Genomic DNA, 19,381 nt, shown 5'->3' with positions numbered 1-19,381 from the left:
ATGACGATCGAGCGGGAGACGCCCCCGGACGCACTGCCCTCCACGGGGCACGCGGACCATGCGCCACTGGAGGCCTGGGACGCGATCGCCGCGGGCTACGCAGAACACGTCGCGCCCGGCGAGCAGCGGATCTGCGCCGAGGCACTGGAGCTCGTCGGCCTCCGGCCCGATGAGTCGTTCCTGGACGTCGCCGCCGGCCCGGGTGGCCTGGGGCTTGCGGCGGCCCGGCTGGGCGCCACCGTCCTGGCCACCGACTGGGCCCCGGCGATGGTGGCGCAGTTCGAGGCGAGGGCGGCATCCGAGGGGCTGGCCAACGCGTCTGCACGGGTCATGGACGCGCATGAGTTGCGCCTCGCGGACGACAGCTTCGACGTGACCGGATCCCAGTTCGGAGTGATGCTCGTGCCGGACCAGCCCGCCGCCCTCGGCGAGATGGTGCGGGTGACCAGGCCGGGCGGCCGGGTGCTGCTCGTGGCCTACGGCTCGCCTGCGGAGTTCGAGGCGTTGCAGTTGTTCGTGGCCGCCCTCCAGACCGTGGCACCAGGGTTTGAAGGGCTTCCAGACCCACCGCCACTGGAGTTCCAGGTCTCCGACCCCGCGGTGCTTCACGGGCGTCTGGTCGACGCCGGCCTGCGGGACGTGCGGGTCGACACCACCCGGCAGGAACGGGTCGAGGCCGCAACCGGTCGGCAGGTCTGGGACTGGATGATGTACAGCAATCCGATCACGGCGGTCCTCCTGGCAGATGTCGGCGCGGCCGACCGGGCCAAGATCCGCGCATCGCTCGACGAACGGATCCGTGACCGCGCAGACCCCTCCGGCGTGGCCGTGCTGACCGCGCCGCTCAACATCGGCTGGGGCCGGAAGGCCGGCGGGACGTGACCGGGTCGGTCCTCGTCGTCGGCGGTGGCATCGCCGGGCGCGCAGTCGCCCGGGTCCTCGCGAAGCACGGCGTGGACTGCACGCTCGTGGAGCGACGCGCGAGCGGCGGCCGGGGTATGGGCGTCAACCTGCCCGGCAACGCGGTGCGCGCCCTGGGCGCGCTGGGGGTCCCCGCCGAAATGCTGGCCGGCGGGGTACCCGTGCTGCGCCGTGAGTACCGCAACGGCAGGGGTCGTCTCCTCTTCGCGATGGACGACGAACGCTTCTGGCGAGGCGTCGGGCAACCCGTCTGTCTGCGACACGGCGACCTGCTGGAAGCCCTGGCGCCGCCGTCGGCGGTCTCCGTCCGACAGGCACGTGCCGTCTCGGCCCGACCGACGGCGTCGGGCGTCGAAGTCGACGTGGAGGCAGTGCCGCGGCCACTCCTGTTCGACCTCGTGATCGGCGCCGACGGCGTGAGGTCCGCGATGCGGGCAGCGATCGCCCCGGACAGACTGCGGTCGCAGTCGATGTCCAGTTCGAGTTGGCGCTTCATCACCGACAACCCGGGCGTGCACTGCTGGACCGCGTGGTCCGCTCGCGACGTCACGTTCCTGCTGATCCCCGTGGCGCCGGGCCAGGTCTACGGGTACGCCGCCCGCACCCGCGGCGGGCACACAGAGCCCGACCCGTCGTGGCTCACGCAGGCGGCGGCGCCGTTCCCGGACGTGGTGGGCGCGGCCGTGGCCTCCACCGGGGCGGAACTCTTCCACTCCGACGTCGACGAGGTGCGCCTGGAGCACTGGCATCGTGGACGCCTCGTACTCGTCGGGGACGCCGCCCACGCCACCGGTCCGGTGTGGGCACAGGGGGTGGCCATGGCCCTCGAGGACGCGCTCGTCCTGGGTGAACTGCTGTCCCTCACCCCGCAGCGGGACTGGGCCGATGTCGGCGCCGTCTTCGAGCGGATCCGCCGACCGAGGGTGGAGCACGTTCGCGCCGCCACGGACAGGATGTCCGGACTCGCCGCGCTCCCGGGCGTCGTGCGCGACGCCGTCGCGCCGGTGCTGGGGCCACGGGCCTACCGGAAGGCGTACGGTCCGCTCCGCGCGGCCCTGAAACCATGATGGCCACCTGCGGTGTTCGCAGGGGGCGCCACCGTCAGTGCGCCCCGAACCATCCGCCACCGACAGCCTGCTTCGCCGACTTCCTACGTCACTGACCCGTCCCGCGGGTCAGTGACGCAACGCCCAGGTCAGCGGAGGTCCGGCGCGTCGAGAAGGTCACGAACACATCGAGGCAGCCGCCGCGAGCCGACTGCCTCGACGCCCGTCAGCGCGCGTCGCTCTTGGCCTGCCTGCGTGCGCCCTGCGCCTTGCTGCTCGCGGCCGTCTTCTTCTGGGCCGGTGCCCGTGAGCCGACCTTGGTGCTGGCCTTCGCGCGGGAGGCCTTCGCGGGCGCGGAGGCTGTCGCGGCCGGGGCCTCGGCGGGGGTGCCCGCGGCGGCGGCGAGCCGCTCGGCCTTGAGTTCGGCGGCACTGGCCCGAGCCGCCTTCGCCAGCGCGGCGCTGACCCGGGCCAGCGACTCCTCGAAGATCTCCGCCTTGTCCCCGCTGCGCCGGGGCGCCCGGCTCGCGGCGCCCCGGGCACCCTTGACCGGTACCTGCTCGGCGACCTCCGTACGGTGCAGCTTCACGTACTTCGTGCGGGTGCGCCGGACCCTCGTCAGGAGCGCGTCGAGCCCGTCCTCGTCGAGGGTGTCCAGGTTCTTCTTCTCCGTCTCCAGGACGAGTTCGTACTCCTTGGACGTCAGGTTCCCGAGCGTTGCCTTTGCCACGATCCGCCTCCCGTTCACACGCCGCACGAGGGCCGCGCCGCGCCTGGCCACCGAGCCTACGCGGGCAGGCCCGCCATCGACCAGAGCAACGGCCCGTGCCCACACGAAGGGCCGGCCACCGTGATGGTGGCCGGCCCTTGGTGAACGGCGATCAGTCCGCGGTCTCGATCAGTCCGCGGACGCGGCGGGCAGTTCCGGCATGGCACCGGCCCCGACCGCGAGCGGTTCCTTCTCCTCGGTCGCCTTGGCCTCACCGCGGAAGGTGAACTCCCCGAGCAGCCCCTCGCCGACGGCGTCGACGATGATGTTCTGCCCCGCGGCGATCTCGCCGTAGAGGATCTTCTCGGAGAGCTGGTCCTCGATCTCGCGCTGGATCGCGCGGCGCAGCGGCCGGGCACCGAGGACCGGGTCGTACCCGCGCTCGGCGAGCAGTTCCTTCGCCGCCGGAGTGAGCTCGATCGTCATGTCCTTGTCCGCGAGGCGGGTGGACAGCCGGGCCATCATCAGGTCGACGATCTGGAAGATCTCGTCCTGGGACAGCTGCGGGAACACGATCACGTCGTCGACACGGTTCAGGAACTCCGGGCGGAAGTGCTGCTTCAGCTCGTCGTTGACCTTGACCTTCATCCGGTCGTAGTTCGTGGACAGGTCCCCACCGGCCTGGAAGCCGGTGAGCAGGCCCTTGGCGATGTCCCGGGTGCCGAGGTTCGTGGTCATGATGATCACGGTGTTCTTGAAGTCCACCACCCGGCCCTGGGAGTCGGTCAGGCGACCGTCCTCGAGGATCTGCAGCAGCGAGTTGAAGATGTCCGCGTGGGCCTTCTCCACCTCGTCGAAGAGCACCACGGAGAACGGCTTGCGGCGCACCTTCTCGGTGAGCTGACCACCCTCCTCGTAGCCGACGTATCCGGGCGGGGACCCGAACAGCCGGGACACAGTGTGCTTCTCGGAGAACTCACTCATGTCCAGCTGGATGAGGGCGTCCTCGTCGCCGAACAGGAACTCCGCGAGCGCCTTCGCGAGCTCGGTCTTCCCGACGCCGGTGGGGCCGGCGAAGATGAACGAGCCACCGGGCCGCTTCGGGTCCTTCAGACCCGCACGGGTGCGCCGGATCGCCTGGGAGAGCGCCTTGATGGCCGCGTCCTGGCCGACGATCCGCTTGTGCAGCTCGTCCTCCATACGCAGCAGCCGCGAGGACTCCTCCTCGGTGAGCTTGAACACCGGGATCCCGGTGGACACCGCGAGCACCTCGGCGATGAGTTCCTCATCGACCTCGGCGACGTTGTCCATGTCCCCCGACTTCCAGGCCTTCTCGCGCTCGACGCGGGTGTTCGAGAGGTTCTTCTCCTCGTCCCGCAGCCGGGCGGCACGCTCGAAGTCCTGATCGTCGATCGCGGACTCCTTGGAGCGACGGGTCTCGGCGATCTGCTCGTCCAGCTCACGCAGCTCCGGCGGCGCGGTCATCCGGCGGATCCGCAGCCGGGCGCCGGCCTCGTCGATCAGGTCGATCGCCTTGTCCGGCAGGAACCGGTCGTTGACGTACCGGTCGGCGAGCGTGGCGGCGGCCACGAGGGCACCGTCCGTGATCGTCACCCGGTGGTGCGCCTCGTACCGGTCGCGCAGGCCCTTGAGGATCTCGATGGCGTGCGCGAGCGTGGGCTCGGCCACCTGGATCGGCTGGAACCGGCGCTCGAGCGCGGCGTCCTTCTCGATGTGCTTGCGGTACTCCTCGAGGGTGGTCGCCCCGATCGTCTGGAGCTCCCCACGGGCGAGCATCGGCTTCAGGATGCTGGCCGCGTCGATCGCCCCCTCGGCGGCACCTGCGCCGACGAGCGTGTGGATCTCGTCGATGAACAGGATGATGTCACCGCGGGTGCGGATCTCCTTGAGCACCTTCTTCAGGCGTTCCTCGAAGTCACCGCGGTAGCGCGATCCGGCCACCAGGGCGCCGAGGTCGAGGGTGTAGAGCTGCTTGTCCTTCAGGGTCTCGGGCACGTCGCCGCGCACGATGTCCTGGGCCAGGCCCTCCACCACGGCGGTCTTGCCGACGCCGGGCTCGCCGATCAGCACCGGGTTGTTCTTGGTGCGCCGGGAGAGCACCTGCATGACCCGCTCGATCTCCTTGCCGCGCCCGATGACCGGGTCCAGCTTGTTCTCGCGGGCGGCCTGGGTCAGGTTGCGGCCGAACTGGTCCAGCACGGCCGAGCCCGAGGGGGTGCCCTCGGTGGGGCCGCCGGCAGAGACCGGCTCCTTGCCCTGGTAGCCGGACAGGAGCTGGATGACCTGCTGGCGGACCCGGTTCAGGTCGGCGCCGAGCTTGGTCAGCACCTGGGCGGCGACACCCTCGCCCTCGCGGATGAGGCCGAGCAGGATGTGCTCGGTGCCGATGTAGTTGTGGCCCAGCTGGAGCGCCTCACGCAGAGACAGCTCGAGGACCTTCTTCGCACGGGGGGTGAACGGGATGTGCCCGGACGGCGCCTGCTGACCCTCGCCGATGATCTCCTGCACCTGCTGGCGCACGGCTTCCAGGGAGATGTTCAGCGACTCCAGCGCCTTCGCGGCCACGCCCTCACCCTCGTGGATGAGGCCGAGCAGGATGTGCTCGGTGCCGATGTAGTTGTGATTGAGCATCCTGGCCTCTTCTTGGGCAAGGACGACCACTCGGCGGGCTCTGTCTGTAAATCTCTCGAACATCTGCGTACTCCTCACGGGCCGGGACCGACACCGGTCATGGCGGTGTGTGTCATCGATGCTAACGGCGCCGGTCCGGCGATGATGCCCCTGTTCGCCAGCGGCAGAGAGCATGCCGGTCACGATCGTGCAACGCCCGACGGCGGGTGGTCGCCGTCGGCGGCCTGTGCACCGCGGGCTGTGGTCGCCTCAGGCGAGCCGAGCCTCGAACTGTGCGAGCGCGTCAGCTCCGAACAGGACGAACCGGACCGTCTCGACGCCTGGTGCGCTCGCCGCCCGGACGGTGCTCACCGCGATCTCCGCGACCTGCGCCATGTCCCAGCCGTAGACACCACCGCTGATCGCCGGGAACGCCACCGATGCGGCCCCGAGCCGGCTCGCCACGTCGAGGCTCGAGGAGAACGCGGACGCGAGCAGCGCCGGGTCCGTCTGACCCCGGTGCCGGTTCGGCCCCACGGTGTGGATGACCCACCGGGCTGGCAGGTTCCCGGCCCCGGTCGCGACCGCCTGGCCGACGGGCAGCCCGTCCCGGAGCGTGGTCGCCCGCAGTCGCTCACATTCGGCCAGCAGCGTCGGCCCGGCCGCCCGGTGGATGGCGCCGTCGACCCCGCCACCACCCTGCAGCGAGGAGTTCGCCGCGTTCACGATGGCGTCGACGGACTGGGTGGTGATGTCGCCCGCGATGGCTTCGATGCGCATGAGCCCACTGTGGCACGTCCGGGCGCCGCGCCGGGCTCCTGGTGTGCCGCGAGTTCCAGCGTCATGAACACGCTGTTCGGGTCCTCGAGGTAGGACCCGAACGGACCGCACTGTGCGAAGCCGTGACGGGTGTACAGGCTCCGGGCGGGCGCGAAGAACTCCTGCGACCCGGTCTCCAGGCTGACGCGGCCGTAGCCACGCTCGCGGGCGGTCCCGAGCAACCGGCGCAGAACCGCGGACGCGACGCCGCGCCCACGGGCAGCGGGGGCGGTGCGCATCGACTTCAGCTCTCCGTGCCCGGCACGGGTCCCGCCCTCGTCACGGGGCGACGACGCTTCGAGCTCGACGAGCGCCCCACAGCCCAGCAGCGTGCCGTCGGGCGCCCGCGCGGAGAGGAATGCGACCCCGTCGGCCGCGAGCGCCTCGTGGTCGAGCGCGTGCACGGAGTCCGCGGGGGATGTGGCGAACATGTCCGTGAGGTGCTCGGCGAGCAGAGCCCGCACGTCGGCGCGGGACGGGGAGTCGGTGGCGACGATCACCGCACCATGGTGTCGTGACGACGTTTCTCGGGGATTTCGCCGAGGATCGGAGGATCCGTCAGTGCCCGATGTCGTGCCCGCCCGGCACGACGCGCCACCTCTCTCCCGGCCCAGCCGTCCCGCCAGCCGACCGACGGTCAGCCCCTCAGCTCTCCACGAGCAACGTGAACGGCCCTTCGTTCACCAGCGAGACCGACATCATCGCGCCGAACTCGCCGGTCGCCGTCGTGATCCCCCGCTCGCGCAGGTCCGCGACCACCGCCTCCACCAACGGCTCCGCGACCGGGCCCGGGGCGGCCGCGGACCAGGATGGACGCCGGCCCTTGCGGGTGTCCCCGTACAGGGTGAACTGGCTGACCACGAGCACGCCGGCGGCCGGGTTGTCCGCCACGGACGTCTCCCCCTCGAGGATCCGCAGCTCGGCGATCTTGCGGGCCACCCGCCGCGCGTCGGCCACGGTGTCCGCCACCGTGACCCCGACGAGGGCGAGCAGGCCCGGGCCGATCTGCCCCACCACCTCGTCGTCGACGCTCACCGACGCGGAACTGACCCGCTGCAGCACCGCCCGCATCGCCTCAGCCCAGCCCGGGCGGCGCTTCGGCGCCGAAGGCGGCGCGGATCGCGCCGGCGGGTGCCCCACCACCGAGGACGGGCACCCGCCCCCACGACCAGAACCCCTCGACGCCCAACTCGTGCAGTGCGGCGGCGAGGATCACCGGGCGGGCCCGGCCGCCGCCGTCGGACACCTTGAACGCGAGCGCGCGCCCATCGGGCATCGCCGCGGCGTACACGCCGTCGGCGCCGTCCTTGGCGACCAGGCCGGGCTCGGAGGTCATCGCCTCGGTGACGTCGCGGCCGGTGCCGCCGACCAGCCACGGGTGCGCGGTCATCGCGGCCCGCACCCGGGCCTCGGGACCGGTCTCGGCGGCCGCGATCCGGGCGAACGCACGCGCCAGGCCGAGCACGGTTGTCGAGAACTGCGGCGCCCCGCAGCCGTCCACGGCCACGTGCGCGGGCTCGACACCGGTCAGCTCGGTGATGGTCGCCGCGATCGCGTGCTGGAGCGGGTGGGCAGGATCCAGGTACCCCTCCGTGGGCCACCCAGCGGCGCGGCAGGTGGCCAGCATGCCGGCGTGCTTGCCGGAGCAGTTGTGCGCGAGCGCCGACGGCGGTCGCCCGGCCGCGATCCACGCGGCGGCACTCGCTTCGTGCCAGGGCAGCGACGGTGGTGTGCGCAGGTCGGCCTCGCTCAGACCGGCACCGGCGAGGATGGTCGCCGCGACGTCGAGGTGGCGCGGCTCGCCATAGTGCGAGGCGCACACCAGCGCCAGCTGCTCATTGGTGACCTCCAGCCCGGCGCGCAACATCGCCAACGCCTGCACCGGCTTGATGGCCGAGCGGGGGTAGATCACCTGCTCGGGCTCACCCAGCTCGAGGACGGCCACGCCGTCGGCACCGAGGGCGACCAGGTGTCCGGCGTGCACCGACTCCACCAGCGTCCCCCGGATCACCCATGCCAGCGGCACCCCGGGCGCGGGTCGAGCCAACCGCGGCGGTGGCTTCACCACCGGCCGCCCCCACCGCCACCGCTGCCGCCGGAGCCACCGCGGCCGCTGTACCGGGCCACAGCAGGTCGCACGTCCGCGAGGTAGATGCCTGCCGGGATCGCCGCGATGAGCACGAGGAACAGTGAGCTGCCGCCGCCGCCCGCGGGAATGCCGAGGAAGCCGAGCACCGTGGCCAGGGCGAGCACGCCACCCCAGAAGCCCTTGGTGCGCTTGTCGGCCGAGGTGAACGCCGTCGACGGGCGCAGCAGGGCGTCGACCAGGGCCCAGAGTGCGAGCCCGAAGGCGATGACGGACAGGCCGAGGAACAAGTACGCCTGGATGATCGCGATCACAGCATGAGGGTACGCGAGCGGCGCCTCAGCCGGGTCGCCCGGTGTCGATCTCGATGAGGGCCTCCCGGGCCTGGGTACCGGTCATCCCGGTCAGCTCGAGCAGGTCCACCACGAGCGAGCGCAGCAGCACCACCAGCGTCTGGGTCTGCCACCCGGTGAACGCCTGCGGGTCCAGGTCGCCTGCCACCGCGAGAAGTTGCGGACGCAGCCGGATCAGGTCGGCGTTCGAGCCGAACGCGACCCCGATGTCCCGGCTCGCCCGGGCGGTCACCTCAAGGATGTCGGCGACCCGGTCGTTGTCCTGCATGGTGGCGGAGACGGACCAGGACCGGCGTGCGATCACCCGGAGGTTGCGCATCGCCCGGTCGCACAGGGTGCTGGCCCGCTGGAGCCGGGTGAGGAGGTCGTCGTGGCGCAACGCCGACGGCGTCAGCCTGGTCGCCTCGAGGGCGTCCCGCACGAGCGTGTTCCACTCGTCGATCACCCCCTGCGACCCGCGCGCCCGGACCAGGGCGTCGTTGAGGACCTCCGGGTCGGCGAGCCGGATGCCGCGGGCCAGGTCCTCGGCGGTGATCGCCAGTTCGGCCATCCCGCTGGCGGCCAGCGACTGCGCCCGCTTGCGCACGTCGAGCGGTAGCAGGGCCGCGGTGAGCAGGGCCAGCGCGCCTCCGATGAGGGCGTCCAGCCAGCGCCCGACCCCGCCGCCGAGGAGCGTGGTGGAGAACCCCACGATCACGACGGCCTGCACCCCGGCCTGCATGGCGAGCATCTGTGCGCCGTCGACGAGCCGGGCCACCGAGACCGCGAGCGCGAGCACCACGGCGATCTGCACCGGTCCGGTGCCGAACAGGTGCGCGAACACCTCGCCGAACGCCACCCCGAGGGTCACCCCGAGCGCGAGCTCGGCCACCTTGCGCGGGCGCCGGTCGTTGCCGTACCCGAGGCACACCCAGGCCGCGATCGCCGCGAACACCGGCACCTCATGGCCGACCAGGTACAGCGCGATGGCGTAGGCGATCCCCGCAGCCACGGACGCGCTGACGATCCCGACGGCGTTCGAGCGGAGCCGACGGACGCCGCGGCCGACCCGGGCGACGAGCAGGACGCGGGCCCGGCGCAGGTCGAATCGCCGTCGGGGTGCGTCGGCGCGCGCCGGTCCGTTGCTCACACCTGGACAGCGTACGGGTGGCGGGTGTCTCCCACCGATCGGCTGCGCGAGACCTCCGACGGCGCAGCGCCGGTTCCGCGGGTCGGTCCGCTCAGGCGGGTGCTACAGCGTCCGACGGCGCAGCATCGGTCCCGCTGCCGGCTCCGGTCGGTCGGTGCCCGCGCCCTCGACGGACACGATGAGCTCCTGGGCGGCGGCGATGCCGCCGACCGTCAGCTGTACGTCCGGGGCGACATTGCGCTTGATGACGGCCAGGGCCACCGGGCCCAGCTCGTGGTGGCGCACGACGGACGTGACCCGCCCGACCTCGCGTTCGCCGTCGAGCACCACCTCCCCCGGCTCCGGGGTGAGGTGCTCGCTGCCGTCCAGGTGCAGCATCACCAACCGGCGCGGCGGCCGGCCCAGGTTGAACACGCGGGCAACGGTCTCCTGGCCCCGGTAGCAGCCCTTGTTCAGGTGCACGCTGGTGCGCAGCCAGTCCAGCTCGTGCGGGATGGCGCGCTCGTCGACCTCCCTGGCCAGGCGGGGTCGCCAGGAGGCCACCCGCATCGCCTCCCACGCCCATGCCCCGGCGAGCCGGGCACCGGCACTCTCGGCGGCCCGGACCACGGCCGGAACCTCGGCGCGGGGCACGAGCCACAGCTGTGCGGCCCACTCCGAGCCGGGGTGGTCGGCGTCGGCGGGGCCGTACCGGGTCGAGCCTGGGGCCGTGGCCGGCCAGGGGTCGCGCCAGGTCACCGGCTCGGCGCCGTCGCCGGTACGCAGCGACGGCCCCGTGGCGGACGTGCCGAGGACGGCGGTGTCGGTGTCGATGGCGACCTCGACCCGGAGCATGAACCGCATCGACTCCAGGAACGCGGCGAGCCCCGCGGCGTCTTCTGCCTCGGTGATCAGCCAGGCGGTCGTGCCGTCGTCCACGACGGCCGGCGCGTGCTGGACGCGACCGTTCGGGTCGAGCAGCAACAGCTCGGTGCTCACCCCTGGGACGAGCGTGGCGACGTCCTGGGAACTGAGCGTGTGCAGCCAGGTGAGCCGGTCCACGCCGGTCACGGTCACGACACCGAGGTGGGACAGGTCCACGACGGCCAGCCCCCTGGCGAGGTCGCGCTGCTCCCGGTTGGGTTCGCCGTAGTGCGCGGCGACACCCGAGTCCGGGCCGCCGGCCGCGACGGCGCCGTGGCGGGACAACAGGGGCGAGGCGATGGTGGTCACATCTGTGACAAGGCCGGCGGGCGCTGCTTCATTCCGGACCGCGTGGTTGCGCCCGTCGTCCTGTTGGCCCTCATTGCCGCTGGAGTCGGCCGGAGGAGTAGGACTGCATCTCGTGCCCGAACGCGGCCAGGTCCGTGGCCCACATGAGTTCGCTGCGCACCAGGCCATACATCCGGGCGGCGGCGGACACCTCCGCGCCGGACGCGGTCCGGGCGACCAGGTCGGTCGCGAGCTCGATGCGGGGGCCCTGGACCACGCCGAGGTAGACGCTCACATGACCGCTCGGTTCGGCGAGCAGCACCTCGATCTCGGTGGCCGACGGCGGCGGTGCGACCGAGTCGGTCGTCTCGCCCTCCGCCGCGGGTGCTGCGGGCGCGGGCGGGTCGGTCAACGCGCTGGGGTCGTCCGGCACGGTGGGCACCACACGCCAGAACCCGGACTCGGTGGCCCACACCGGACCGGGGCGCAGGGCGGCGACGTCGATGTCGCCCTCGAGCGAGTCGAGCTCACCGTCGAGGTTCCAGGTGGTGGCCGTGTACGCGAGGTACGGGCCGCCGTCGGAGGTGAAGCTCACCTCGACGAGGATCGGCCGCTCCGGGATGTCCGGATAGCTGAGGAACCCCGGACCGCGCCAGGTGCCGAGCAGCCAGGCCAGCGGGTAGGTCTCCGGGGCGAGGCCGTCGGGAATGGCAAAACTCATGGGTGTGGTCTCCCTGGGGACGGGTCGGCTTTGCCGCCGATCGTACTCGTCAGGCCAGCAGCAGCCGGGCCAGCACGTAGACCGGGAGCCCGGCCACCGCCACCGGCAGCATCGCCGCGGCCAGCGCCGGGAAGGGCCGCCCGGAGGCGGGGAACTGCCCGAACAGCCGGTGCGCAGCGGCGACCACAACCCCCGCGGAGAGGCCTATCAACGCCCCTGCTACGGGTCCGACGTCGGTCACCGAGCCGACGGCGAGCCCACCCGCGGCGGCCACGACGATGGTGATGCCGGCGCCGATCCAGCCCGGGAACGGCAGCGCCGTACACGTCGCGGCGACGGCGAGCGTGACCGCCCCGCAGAGCAGCAGGCCGACCGCCGTGGGGCCGGTGCCGACCGCGATCCACCCGGTCGCGGAGGTGATCACCGCCGTCCCGGCGACGACGCCCGAGACCGACTCGACCAGGCGCGGGCGCCCGTCCCGGCGCACGAGTTCGTGCACGAACGCGCCGACGACGGACAACGCGAACACGACGGCGACGAACGCGAGGTCGTCCGTGAGCAACAGCACCCCGATCGAGGCCGCCACGGTTGCGAGGAGCACGACGCTGGCGCCGCGCGGCGCCGGCAACCCGAGCAGGGCCGGCCAGCCGAGCGAGAACAGCGCCCCGATCGCAGCGACGGTGCCGATCAGCAGGTACCGGTCCCCGAAAGCGGTGATGCCGATGCCTGCGGCCGCGGTCGCCGCGACCACCGCGCGGAACGCGCCGCTCATCATCTGCCTCGAGCACCTCTCCGTCGGTCCGCCGGCCACGATCCGACCGCGCGGTACAGGCGGAACGCTACCTGCAATACGATGACGCAACCGGTCGGGAGGAGCACGCGTGGCAGAACTTCTGCTGCTTACGTCAGAGCCTGGCGGTTCGGCACAGGTGCTTCCCGCCCTCGCTCTGTTGCATCACCGCGTCCGCGTGGTGCCCGTCGAGCCGTCGTCGCTGCTCGACGCGCCGGACGCCGACGTGGTGCTGATCGACGGTCGGCGGGATCTCGCGAGGGCCCGGAGCACCTGCCAGCTGCTGCGCACGACGGGAATCGAGGTGCCGGTCCTGCTCGTGCTCGGCGAGGGTGGGCTGTCCGTGGTGGGCAAGGACTGGGGCATCGACGACCTGGTCCTCGCCGATGCCGGCCCGGCTGAGGTGGACGCGCGGCTGCGGCTGGTCACCCAGCGCTCGGACCGGCAGAGTTCCGAGGACCCGGAGGAGATCCTCGCCGGTGAGCTCGTCATCGACTCCGGTGGCTACACGGCGCGGCTGAGGGGCGAGCCGCTGGACCTGACCTACAAGGAGTTCGAGCTCCTGAAATACCTGAGCCAGCACCCGGGGCGGGTGTTCACCCGCGCCCAGCTGCTCCAGGAGGTGTGGGGCTACGACTACTACGGCGGCACCCGGACCGTGGACGTGCACGTCCGACGCCTGCGCGCCAAGCTGGGCCCCGAGCACGACGCGATGATCGGGACCGTCCGCAACGTCGGATACCGGTTCGACCTCCCCCGCGAGCGTCGCCCCGGTGGCGAGGGCCCCGCGGGCGCCGACGCGACCACGGCACCGGCTGTGACGTCGCCCACCGAGCCGACCACCGCCGTCGACGGTTAGAATCTGTTCCGACGCCGGGTCGCGCTAGCCCCGGGCTCCAACATCAGCCGCTACGAGCGGCCTTCGCGCCGTCAGGCGCTGGGCGGCCCGGCGTCATCTGCAGAACTCTCGGCGTTCGCCTGGTGTTCACCGGCGTACCTTCAGTGCTCTAGCCTGAGTTCGCTGACATTGCCTTCCCCCGGAGTGAATGCTGTGCGCTTCCGCCTGACCCCCCGCGATGTCACGTTCTTCGACCTCTTCGCCATGAACGCGCAGCACCTCGTCGACGGTGCCGACCTGCTCGCCCAGCTGATCGGTGCCGAACCGCCCGACCGGCCTGCCCACGCGGCGCGGCTGCGGGAGATCGAGCAGGACGCGGACGACGCCAAGGGCACGATCATGAACCGGCTGAACCAGACATTCGTGACGCCGTTCGACCGTGACGACATCTACACCCTGGCCGCAGCTATGGACGACTGCATCGACGCCATGGAGGCGGCCGGGGACATCATCGTGCGCTACCAGATCGTCGACCTGCCCGACGGCGTCGTCACGATGGTCGCGACCCTCCAGCGGGCCGCCGAGCTGACCGCGGCCGCAATGCCCAACCTGCGCACGATGACGGACCTGAAGCCCTACTGGGTGGAGATCAACCGCCTGGAGAGCGAGGCGAACCGGACCTACCGCGCCCTCCTGGCGCACCTGTTCGGCAGCCCGCAGTTCCAACGGAGCCCAGCGGACGTGGTCGAGCTCATCAAGCTCAAGGATGTCGTCGACGTGCTCGAGCAGGCCTCCGACGCCTTCGAGCGCGTGGGCAGCGTGGTGCAGACCATCTACGTCAAGGAAACCTGAGGCGGTGGAGCTCGCCCTCGTCCTTCTGGTCATCGCGATCGCGTTGACGTTCGACTTCACCAACGGCTTCCACGACGCCGCCAACGCGATCGCGACCTCGGTCTCGACGAGGGCCCTGACACCCCGGGCCGCCTTGCTTCTCGCGGCCGTGATGAACCTGGTCGGCGCGCTGCTCGGGACCGGGGTCGCGGAGACCATCGGCAGCGGCATCGTGGATGCCCCGCCCGGCATCTCCGGTCTGGCGCTGGTGCTCTCCGGCCTGCTCGGTGCGATCACCTGGAACCTGATCACCTGGTGGCGGGGGCTGCCGTCGTCGTCCTCGCACGCCCTCATCGGCGGTCTCACCGGCGCCGGCATCGCGTCGATGGCCACGGTGCACTGGTCGGTGATCTGGGACAAGGTCGTCATCCCGATGGTCGCCTCCCCGCTGGTCGGGTTCGCGCTCGCGTACGCGATCATGGTCGCGGTGCTGTGGATCTTCCGGAACGCCGCCCCGGGGCGGACCCAGCGGCGGTTCCGGGTCGCCCAGACCGTCTCCGCCGCCGCGATGGCGCTCGGCCACGGCCTGCAGGACGCGCAGAAGACGATGGGCGTGATCGTGCTCGCCCTGGTCGCCGGCGGACTGCATGAGGGCACGGACATCCCGCTCTGGGTCAAGCTCGCCGCGGCCGGGGCGATCTCGCTCGGCACGTACGCCGGTGGGTGGCGGATCATGCGGACCCTCGGCCGCAAGATCATCGAGCTCGATCCCGCTCGCGGCTTCGTCGCCGAGTCGGTCGCCTCGAGCGTGCTGTACACGACGGCGTTCGTCTTCCACGCGCCGATCTCGACCACCCACACCATCACGTCCGCGATCATGGGCGTCGGCGCCACGAGGCGGGCCTCCGCGGTGCGCTGGGGCATGGCCCGCAACATCGGGGTGGCCTGGCTGCTGACGATCCCGGCCTCGGCCGCCGTGGCCGCGGTGCTCTATCTGGTCCTCAGCATCTTCGTGTGAGGCCCGGGCACCTCTGCCCATTCGCCGAGTTTCCGTGGCACACCGCTGACTCATAGACTCGCCCACGACACAGCGCACCGGGCTCGCACCGGTCGACCACTACTTCTGGGGAGTCCAAAACCCATGTCCCGTCGCATCGTCCGCACCACCCTCGCCCTGGTCGGCGCCGCCGGCCTCGCCGCGTCCCTGAGCGCCTGTGGCAGCCAGGTCGCCACCGTCGACGCGGGCGCTTGCTCGAACGTCAGCGACCTGGAGGGCGAGCTCACCGAGATCCCCACCGTCGACTGCGGCGATGAGCATGACGCCCAGTTCGTGCACGTCTTCGACATCGACCAGGACGGCGACTACCCCGGCGACGAGGCCATCGCGACCGCCGCCGAGGAGGGCTGCCGCACCGGCTTCGAGGACTTCGTCGGCCTCAGCTACGACGAGTCCGCGCTCGGCCTCGACTTCATCCCGCCGAACGAGAACACCTGGGACCAGGCCAACGACCGCCAGGTCATCTGCGTGGCCTACCTGCTGGACGGCACCACCACCACGGAGAGCTGGGAGGGCGCGGCCATCTGAGTCGCCCCCACGCTCCATCGCGAAGGGCCGCACTCCTCGTCACCGAGGGTGCGGCCCTTCGCCGTCGGATGTGGCAGGTCGGCCGGCGCCGGTCAGGTACGTTGGTGCCGCATCGCGCACCCGAACCGAGGAGTCGATCCGATGACCGCTGCCGTCCGTCGCTGTCGCGTCGTGCTGGCGATCGCCGCCGCCGTGCTGGTCGCGCCGGTCCTGGGTGCGTGCTCCGGTGATCCCGGGGACGAGGAGAGCCCGCAGACGTTCACCCAGGGCGGCGGCACAGAGGACCCCAGCACCACCGACGACCCGAGCAGCACGGACGACCCGAGCGGCACCGACCCGGCCGCGCCGCCGTCGACCCCCGCGCCGGACACCACGACTGCCACCGACGACGCGGGCGTGCCTGTCGCCGGCGTGGGCGACTGCATGCGCGCGAGCGATCTGTTCGCGGTCATCACCGAGGGCGACGGCCTGTCCGGCCTGCCGACGATCGACTGCGCGACCGAGCACGAGGTCCAGATCGTCGCGATCTACGAGATGACAAACGACGCCTACCCGGGCGACACCGAGATCCAGACGGCGGCGCTGGCGGAGTGCACCACCCTGTTCGAGGGCTTCGTCGGCATCCCGGCCGCGGACTCGTCGCTGTCGGTGGCACCGATCACCCCCAGTGCCGACACCTGGGCCACCGGTGCCCGCACCGCCTACTGCGTGGCAGTGGCCCCCGAGCCGACGACGACCTCGTTCGAGGGCGCCGGCATCTAGCCCCAAGGGGTCAGCCGAAGCGGCCGGAGATGTAGTCCTCGGTGGACTTCTCGGACGGGGTCGAGAACATCGTGGTGGTGTCGTCCATCTCGATGAGGTGCCCGGGCTTGCCGGTGCCGGCGATGTTGAAGAACCCGGTGCGGTCCGAGACCCGGGCCGCCTGCTGCATGTTGTGGGTCACGATCACGATCGTGTAGTCGTTCTTCAGCTCCGAGATCAGGTCCTCGATGGCCAGCGTCGAGATCGGGTCGAGGGCCGAGCACGGCTCGTCCATGAGGAGCACCTGGGGCTCCACGGCGATCGCCCGGGCGATGCACAGCCGCTGCTGCTGCCCGCCGGACAGTGACGAGCCGGGCAGGTGCAGGCGGTCCTTGACCTCGTTCCAGAGGTTCGCCCCGGTCAGGGACCGCTCGACGAGCTCCGCGGCCGCGCCCTTGCTGATCCGCCGGTTGTTGAGCCGGACGCCGGCGAGCACGTTGTCCGCGATCGACATCGTCGGGAACGGGTTCGGGCGCTGGAACACCATGCCGACCTGGCGGCGCACCTCCACCGGGTCCACGCCGGGCCCGTACAGGTCCTGGCCGTCCATGACGGCCTTGCCGGTCACGTAGGCCTTCGGGATGACCTCGTGCATCCGGTTCAGGGTGCGCAGGAACGTGGACTTGCCGCAGCCCGAGGGACCGATGAGGGCGGTGACGCTGCGCGCCTCGATCACCATGTCCACGCCCTCGACGGCGAGGAAGTCGCCGTAGTAGACGTTCAGGTCGTTGACATCGATGCGCTTAGACACAAGCGGTCCTTCCGGAGCGGGGGGATGCAGGATGATTGGCGGGAACCGGGGTCAGGGAGGTCACCGGGCTCCCTTCGGGGAGAAGTACCTGCTGACCAGGCGTGCGATGAGGTTCAGCAGCATCACGATCAGGATCAGGGTGAGGGCACCGGCCCAGGCCCGGTCGGCCGAGGCGCCGCCCTGGGCGTACTGGCGGTAGACGAACACCGGGAGCGTGGCGATCCGGCCGTCGAAGGCGTCCCAGTTCACGCTGGTGGCGATGCCGACGGTGAGCAGCAGGGGGGCGGTCTCACCGATCACACGTGCGATGGCGATCATGACGCCGGTGGTGATACCGGCGATGGCGGTGCGCAGCACCACCTTGACGATGGTCAGCCACTTCGGGACGCCGAGCGCGTAGGACGCCTCACGCAGCTCGTTCGGGACCAGCCGCAGCATCTCCTCGACGCTGCGCACCACGACCGGGGTCATCAGCACGGCCAGGGCCACACCACCGATCACGGCGGCCTTGTACGCCGGACCGAAGACGACCAGGAACAGCGTGAACGCGAACAGGCCGGCCACGATGGACGGGATGCCAGTCATCACGTCCACCAACACGGTGATCCCGCGGGAGAGCGGGCCGCGCCCGTACTCGACCAGGTAGATGGCCGTGAAGATGCCGAGCGGGATCGCGATGATCGAGGCGATGCCGGTGACGTAGATGGTCCCGATGATCGCGTGGAACGCACCACCCTCGACCATCTGACCGAAGATCCCGGTCATGTCCGTGGTGAGGAAGTCCCAGCTGAACCTCGTCAGCCCGTCCCCGACGACGATCCAGAGCAGGGACACCAGCGGGATGAGCGCGATGATGAACGCGAACGTGACGAGGGTGGTGGCGAGCCGGTCCTTGGCCCAACGCTCCCCCTCGACCACGCGCGAGGTCACCGTCATCACGATCGCGAACAGGATCGCGCCGATGAAGAAGACGCCGGCGATGGTGGGTCCTTCACCGAGGAATTGGATCCCCAGGGCGAGCAGCAACGAGACGGCGAGCACCGGGATCGGTGCCCACCTCGGGAGCTTGCGGGTGGTCCGGACCGGGACCGGGGGCGTGGTGACAGTCATCAGTTGGCTCCCGAGAACTCGGCGCGACGCGAGATGATCCAGCGGGCGATGAGGTTCACGCCGAAGGTCATGACGAACAGGATCAGCCCGGACGCGATCAGGGCGTCGACCCCGAGGCCGCTGGCCTCCGGGAAGTGGCTGGCGATGTTCGCCGCGATCGACTGGTGCTGCCCGGGTTGGAGCAGGTAGAAGTTGATCAGGTACCCGGGCGAGAGGACCATCAGCACGGCCATCGTCTCACCGAGCGCCCGCCCGAGCCCGAGCATCGTCGCCGAGATCAGACCGGAGCGCCCGAACGGCAGCACCGCCTGGCGGATCATCTCCCACCGGGTCGCACCGAGAGCCAGCGAGGCCTCCTCGTGCAACCTGGGGGTCTGCAGGAACACCTCGCGGACCGTCGCCGTGATGATCGGCAGGATCATGATCGCGAGCACGAGTCCGGCGGTGAGGATGTTCCGCGCGGGAGCCTGGTATCCGGTGAAGATCGTGGGACCGACGTTGTCCTCGAGCCAGCGGGTCACGCCGTTCGTGCTGAGCCACGTGAACAGCGGGCTGACCAGCGGCTGCAGCCACTGGATGCCCCAGAGGCCGAAGATCACGGACGGGATCGCGGCGAGGAGGTCGATCAGGTAGCCGAGGCCCTGGGCGAGCCGGCGCGGGGCGTAGTGCGAGATGAACAGGCCGATACCGATACTGAGCGGCACTGCGACGACGAGCGCGATGACCGAGGAGATCGCCGTGCCGAACAGCAGCGGCCAGACCCAGGACCACAGGTCCCGGCCGAGCATGAATCCGATGTCCTCGAACTCCGAGGAGGCCGCGGTGAGGGCCGGCCACGCACGGACGAGCAGGAAGATCGCGACCGCCGCCAGGATGATCAGGATGAAGATCCCACTGGCGGTGGAGATCCCCTGGAACACACGGTTGCCGAGCCGTCCTGGGGTCCGGCCGACCCGCACCTTCGGACGCGCTTCGGGTTCCGAGGGGGGTGAATCGGCGACTGCCACTGGTCCTCCGGGGCGTTTTGGGGGGATGGGAGGTTACGACGTGCGTCAGGCGAGTCGGTGCT

The 19,381-nt window shown here is 71.2% G+C and carries 21 protein-coding genes; 7 read left to right on the top strand and 14 right to left on the bottom strand.

The window, feature by feature from the left end; translation table 11 throughout:
* A complete protein-coding gene (locus HALOF300_RS05075; RefSeq protein ID WP_156739856.1) occupies positions 1-882 on the top strand; it encodes a class I SAM-dependent methyltransferase in 882 nt (293 codons plus the stop codon).
* Positions 879-1,988, top strand: coding sequence for an FAD-dependent monooxygenase (locus tag HALOF300_RS05070; protein WP_156739855.1), 1,110 nt, complete (start codon positions 879-881; stop codon positions 1,986-1,988). Before HALOF300_RS05075 ends, HALOF300_RS05070 begins: the two co-directional genes overlap by 4 nt.
* Positions 1,989-2,193: 205 nt before the next feature.
* Here HALOF300_RS05070 and HALOF300_RS05065 read toward each other — a convergent pair whose 3' ends face one another.
* From HALOF300_RS05065 to HALOF300_RS05015, 11 genes are all read right to left on the bottom strand, one after another.
* On the bottom strand, positions 2,194-2,697 hold the full coding sequence (locus HALOF300_RS05065) for a hypothetical protein (protein WP_156739854.1): 504 nt from the start codon (positions 2,695-2,697) through the stop codon (positions 2,194-2,196).
* Between the two features lie 168 nt (positions 2,698-2,865).
* Complete coding sequence (locus HALOF300_RS05060) at positions 2,866-5,391, bottom strand: ATP-dependent Clp protease ATP-binding subunit (RefSeq protein ID WP_154795882.1); 2,526 nt, start codon at positions 5,389-5,391, stop codon at positions 2,866-2,868.
* A gap of 186 nt (positions 5,392-5,577) precedes the next feature.
* Positions 5,578-6,087 carry an O-acetyl-ADP-ribose deacetylase gene (locus HALOF300_RS05055; RefSeq protein ID WP_156739853.1) on the bottom strand — a complete coding sequence of 170 codons (510 nt, stop codon included), beginning with the start codon at positions 6,085-6,087 and terminating at the stop codon, positions 5,578-5,580.
* Positions 6,030-6,626: a GNAT family N-acetyltransferase gene (locus HALOF300_RS05050; protein ID WP_231955026.1), complete on the bottom strand. Its 597-nt coding sequence runs from the start codon at positions 6,624-6,626 to the stop codon at positions 6,030-6,032. Before HALOF300_RS05050 ends, HALOF300_RS05055 begins: the two co-directional genes overlap by 58 nt.
* 145 nt (positions 6,627-6,771) lie before the next feature.
* The gene (gene dtd, locus HALOF300_RS05045) at positions 6,772-7,197 is read right to left on the bottom strand and encodes a D-aminoacyl-tRNA deacylase (protein WP_156739852.1); all 426 of its coding nucleotides are present in this window, start codon (positions 7,195-7,197) and stop codon (positions 6,772-6,774) included.
* A gap of 4 nt (positions 7,198-7,201) precedes the next feature.
* Positions 7,202-8,194 carry an asparaginase gene (locus HALOF300_RS05040; protein ID WP_231955025.1) on the bottom strand — a complete coding sequence of 331 codons (993 nt, stop codon included), beginning with the start codon at positions 8,192-8,194 and terminating at the stop codon, positions 7,202-7,204.
* Positions 8,188-8,526: a DUF2516 family protein gene (locus tag HALOF300_RS05035; RefSeq protein WP_156739851.1), complete on the bottom strand. Its 339-nt coding sequence runs from the start codon at positions 8,524-8,526 to the stop codon at positions 8,188-8,190. Before HALOF300_RS05035 ends, HALOF300_RS05040 begins: the two co-directional genes overlap by 7 nt.
* A 25-nt stretch (positions 8,527-8,551) precedes the next feature.
* The gene (locus tag HALOF300_RS05030; protein ID WP_197522317.1) at positions 8,552-9,694 is read right to left on the bottom strand and encodes an FUSC family protein; all 1,143 of its coding nucleotides are present in this window, start codon (positions 9,692-9,694) and stop codon (positions 8,552-8,554) included.
* 102 nt (positions 9,695-9,796) lie between these two features.
* Positions 9,797-10,897, bottom strand: a complete 1,101-nt coding sequence (gene ygfZ, locus HALOF300_RS05025; protein ID WP_408636762.1) for a CAF17-like 4Fe-4S cluster assembly/insertion protein YgfZ — start codon at positions 10,895-10,897, stop codon at positions 9,797-9,799.
* Between the two features lie 79 nt (positions 10,898-10,976).
* Positions 10,977-11,606, bottom strand: a complete 630-nt coding sequence (locus HALOF300_RS05020; protein ID WP_156739848.1) for an FABP family protein — start codon at positions 11,604-11,606, stop codon at positions 10,977-10,979.
* Positions 11,607-11,655: 49 nt separating this feature from the next.
* A complete protein-coding gene (locus HALOF300_RS05015) occupies positions 11,656-12,381 on the bottom strand; it encodes a hypothetical protein (protein ID WP_231955023.1) in 726 nt (241 codons plus the stop codon).
* 106 nt (positions 12,382-12,487) lie between these two features.
* Between HALOF300_RS05015 and HALOF300_RS05010 the strand changes: the two genes are divergently transcribed.
* The 5 genes from HALOF300_RS05010 to HALOF300_RS04990 all read left to right on the top strand — a co-directional run bounded on the left by HALOF300_RS05010 (position 12,488) and on the right by HALOF300_RS04990 (position 16,412).
* Positions 12,488-13,255, top strand: a complete 768-nt coding sequence (locus HALOF300_RS05010; protein ID WP_156739846.1) for a winged helix-turn-helix transcriptional regulator — start codon at positions 12,488-12,490, stop codon at positions 13,253-13,255.
* Between the two features lie 183 nt (positions 13,256-13,438).
* Positions 13,439-14,086, top strand: coding sequence for a DUF47 domain-containing protein (locus HALOF300_RS05005; RefSeq protein WP_331716207.1), 648 nt, complete (start codon positions 13,439-13,441; stop codon positions 14,084-14,086).
* 4 nt (positions 14,087-14,090) lie between these two features.
* Positions 14,091-15,083, top strand: coding sequence for an inorganic phosphate transporter (locus HALOF300_RS05000; protein WP_156739845.1), 993 nt, complete (start codon positions 14,091-14,093; stop codon positions 15,081-15,083).
* 123 nt (positions 15,084-15,206) lie between these two features.
* A complete protein-coding gene (locus HALOF300_RS04995; protein WP_156739844.1) occupies positions 15,207-15,650 on the top strand; it encodes a septum formation family protein in 444 nt (147 codons plus the stop codon).
* Between the two features lie 141 nt (positions 15,651-15,791).
* Positions 15,792-16,412 (top strand): septum formation family protein, encoded by a 621-nt coding sequence (locus HALOF300_RS04990; protein WP_156739843.1) that lies wholly within the window; start codon positions 15,792-15,794, stop codon positions 16,410-16,412.
* Positions 16,413-16,422: 10 nt separating this feature from the next.
* On the opposite strand, the gene pstB is transcribed toward HALOF300_RS04990, so the two are convergent.
* From pstB to pstC, 3 genes are read right to left on the bottom strand one after another with little or no spacing between them, the layout of a single operon-like run.
* On the bottom strand, positions 16,423-17,202 hold the full coding sequence (gene pstB / locus HALOF300_RS04985) for a phosphate ABC transporter ATP-binding protein PstB (RefSeq protein ID WP_156739842.1): 780 nt from the start codon (positions 17,200-17,202) through the stop codon (positions 16,423-16,425).
* A 60-nt stretch (positions 17,203-17,262) separates the two neighbouring features.
* Positions 17,263-18,312: a phosphate ABC transporter permease PstA gene (pstA, locus tag HALOF300_RS04980; RefSeq protein WP_156739841.1), complete on the bottom strand. Its 1,050-nt coding sequence runs from the start codon at positions 18,310-18,312 to the stop codon at positions 17,263-17,265.
* Positions 18,312-19,319 carry a phosphate ABC transporter permease subunit PstC gene (pstC, locus tag HALOF300_RS04975; protein ID WP_197522316.1) on the bottom strand — a complete coding sequence of 336 codons (1,008 nt, stop codon included), beginning with the start codon at positions 19,317-19,319 and terminating at the stop codon, positions 18,312-18,314. The genes pstA and pstC overlap by 1 nt, the downstream gene beginning before the upstream one ends.
* Between the last annotated feature and the right edge of the window lie 62 nt (positions 19,320-19,381).

This window comes from Occultella aeris, assembly GCF_902703175.1.
Classification (GTDB): domain Bacteria; phylum Actinomycetota; class Actinomycetes; order Actinomycetales; family Beutenbergiaceae; genus Occultella; species Occultella aeris.
This window is presented reverse-complemented; position numbering and strand designations above follow the sequence as displayed.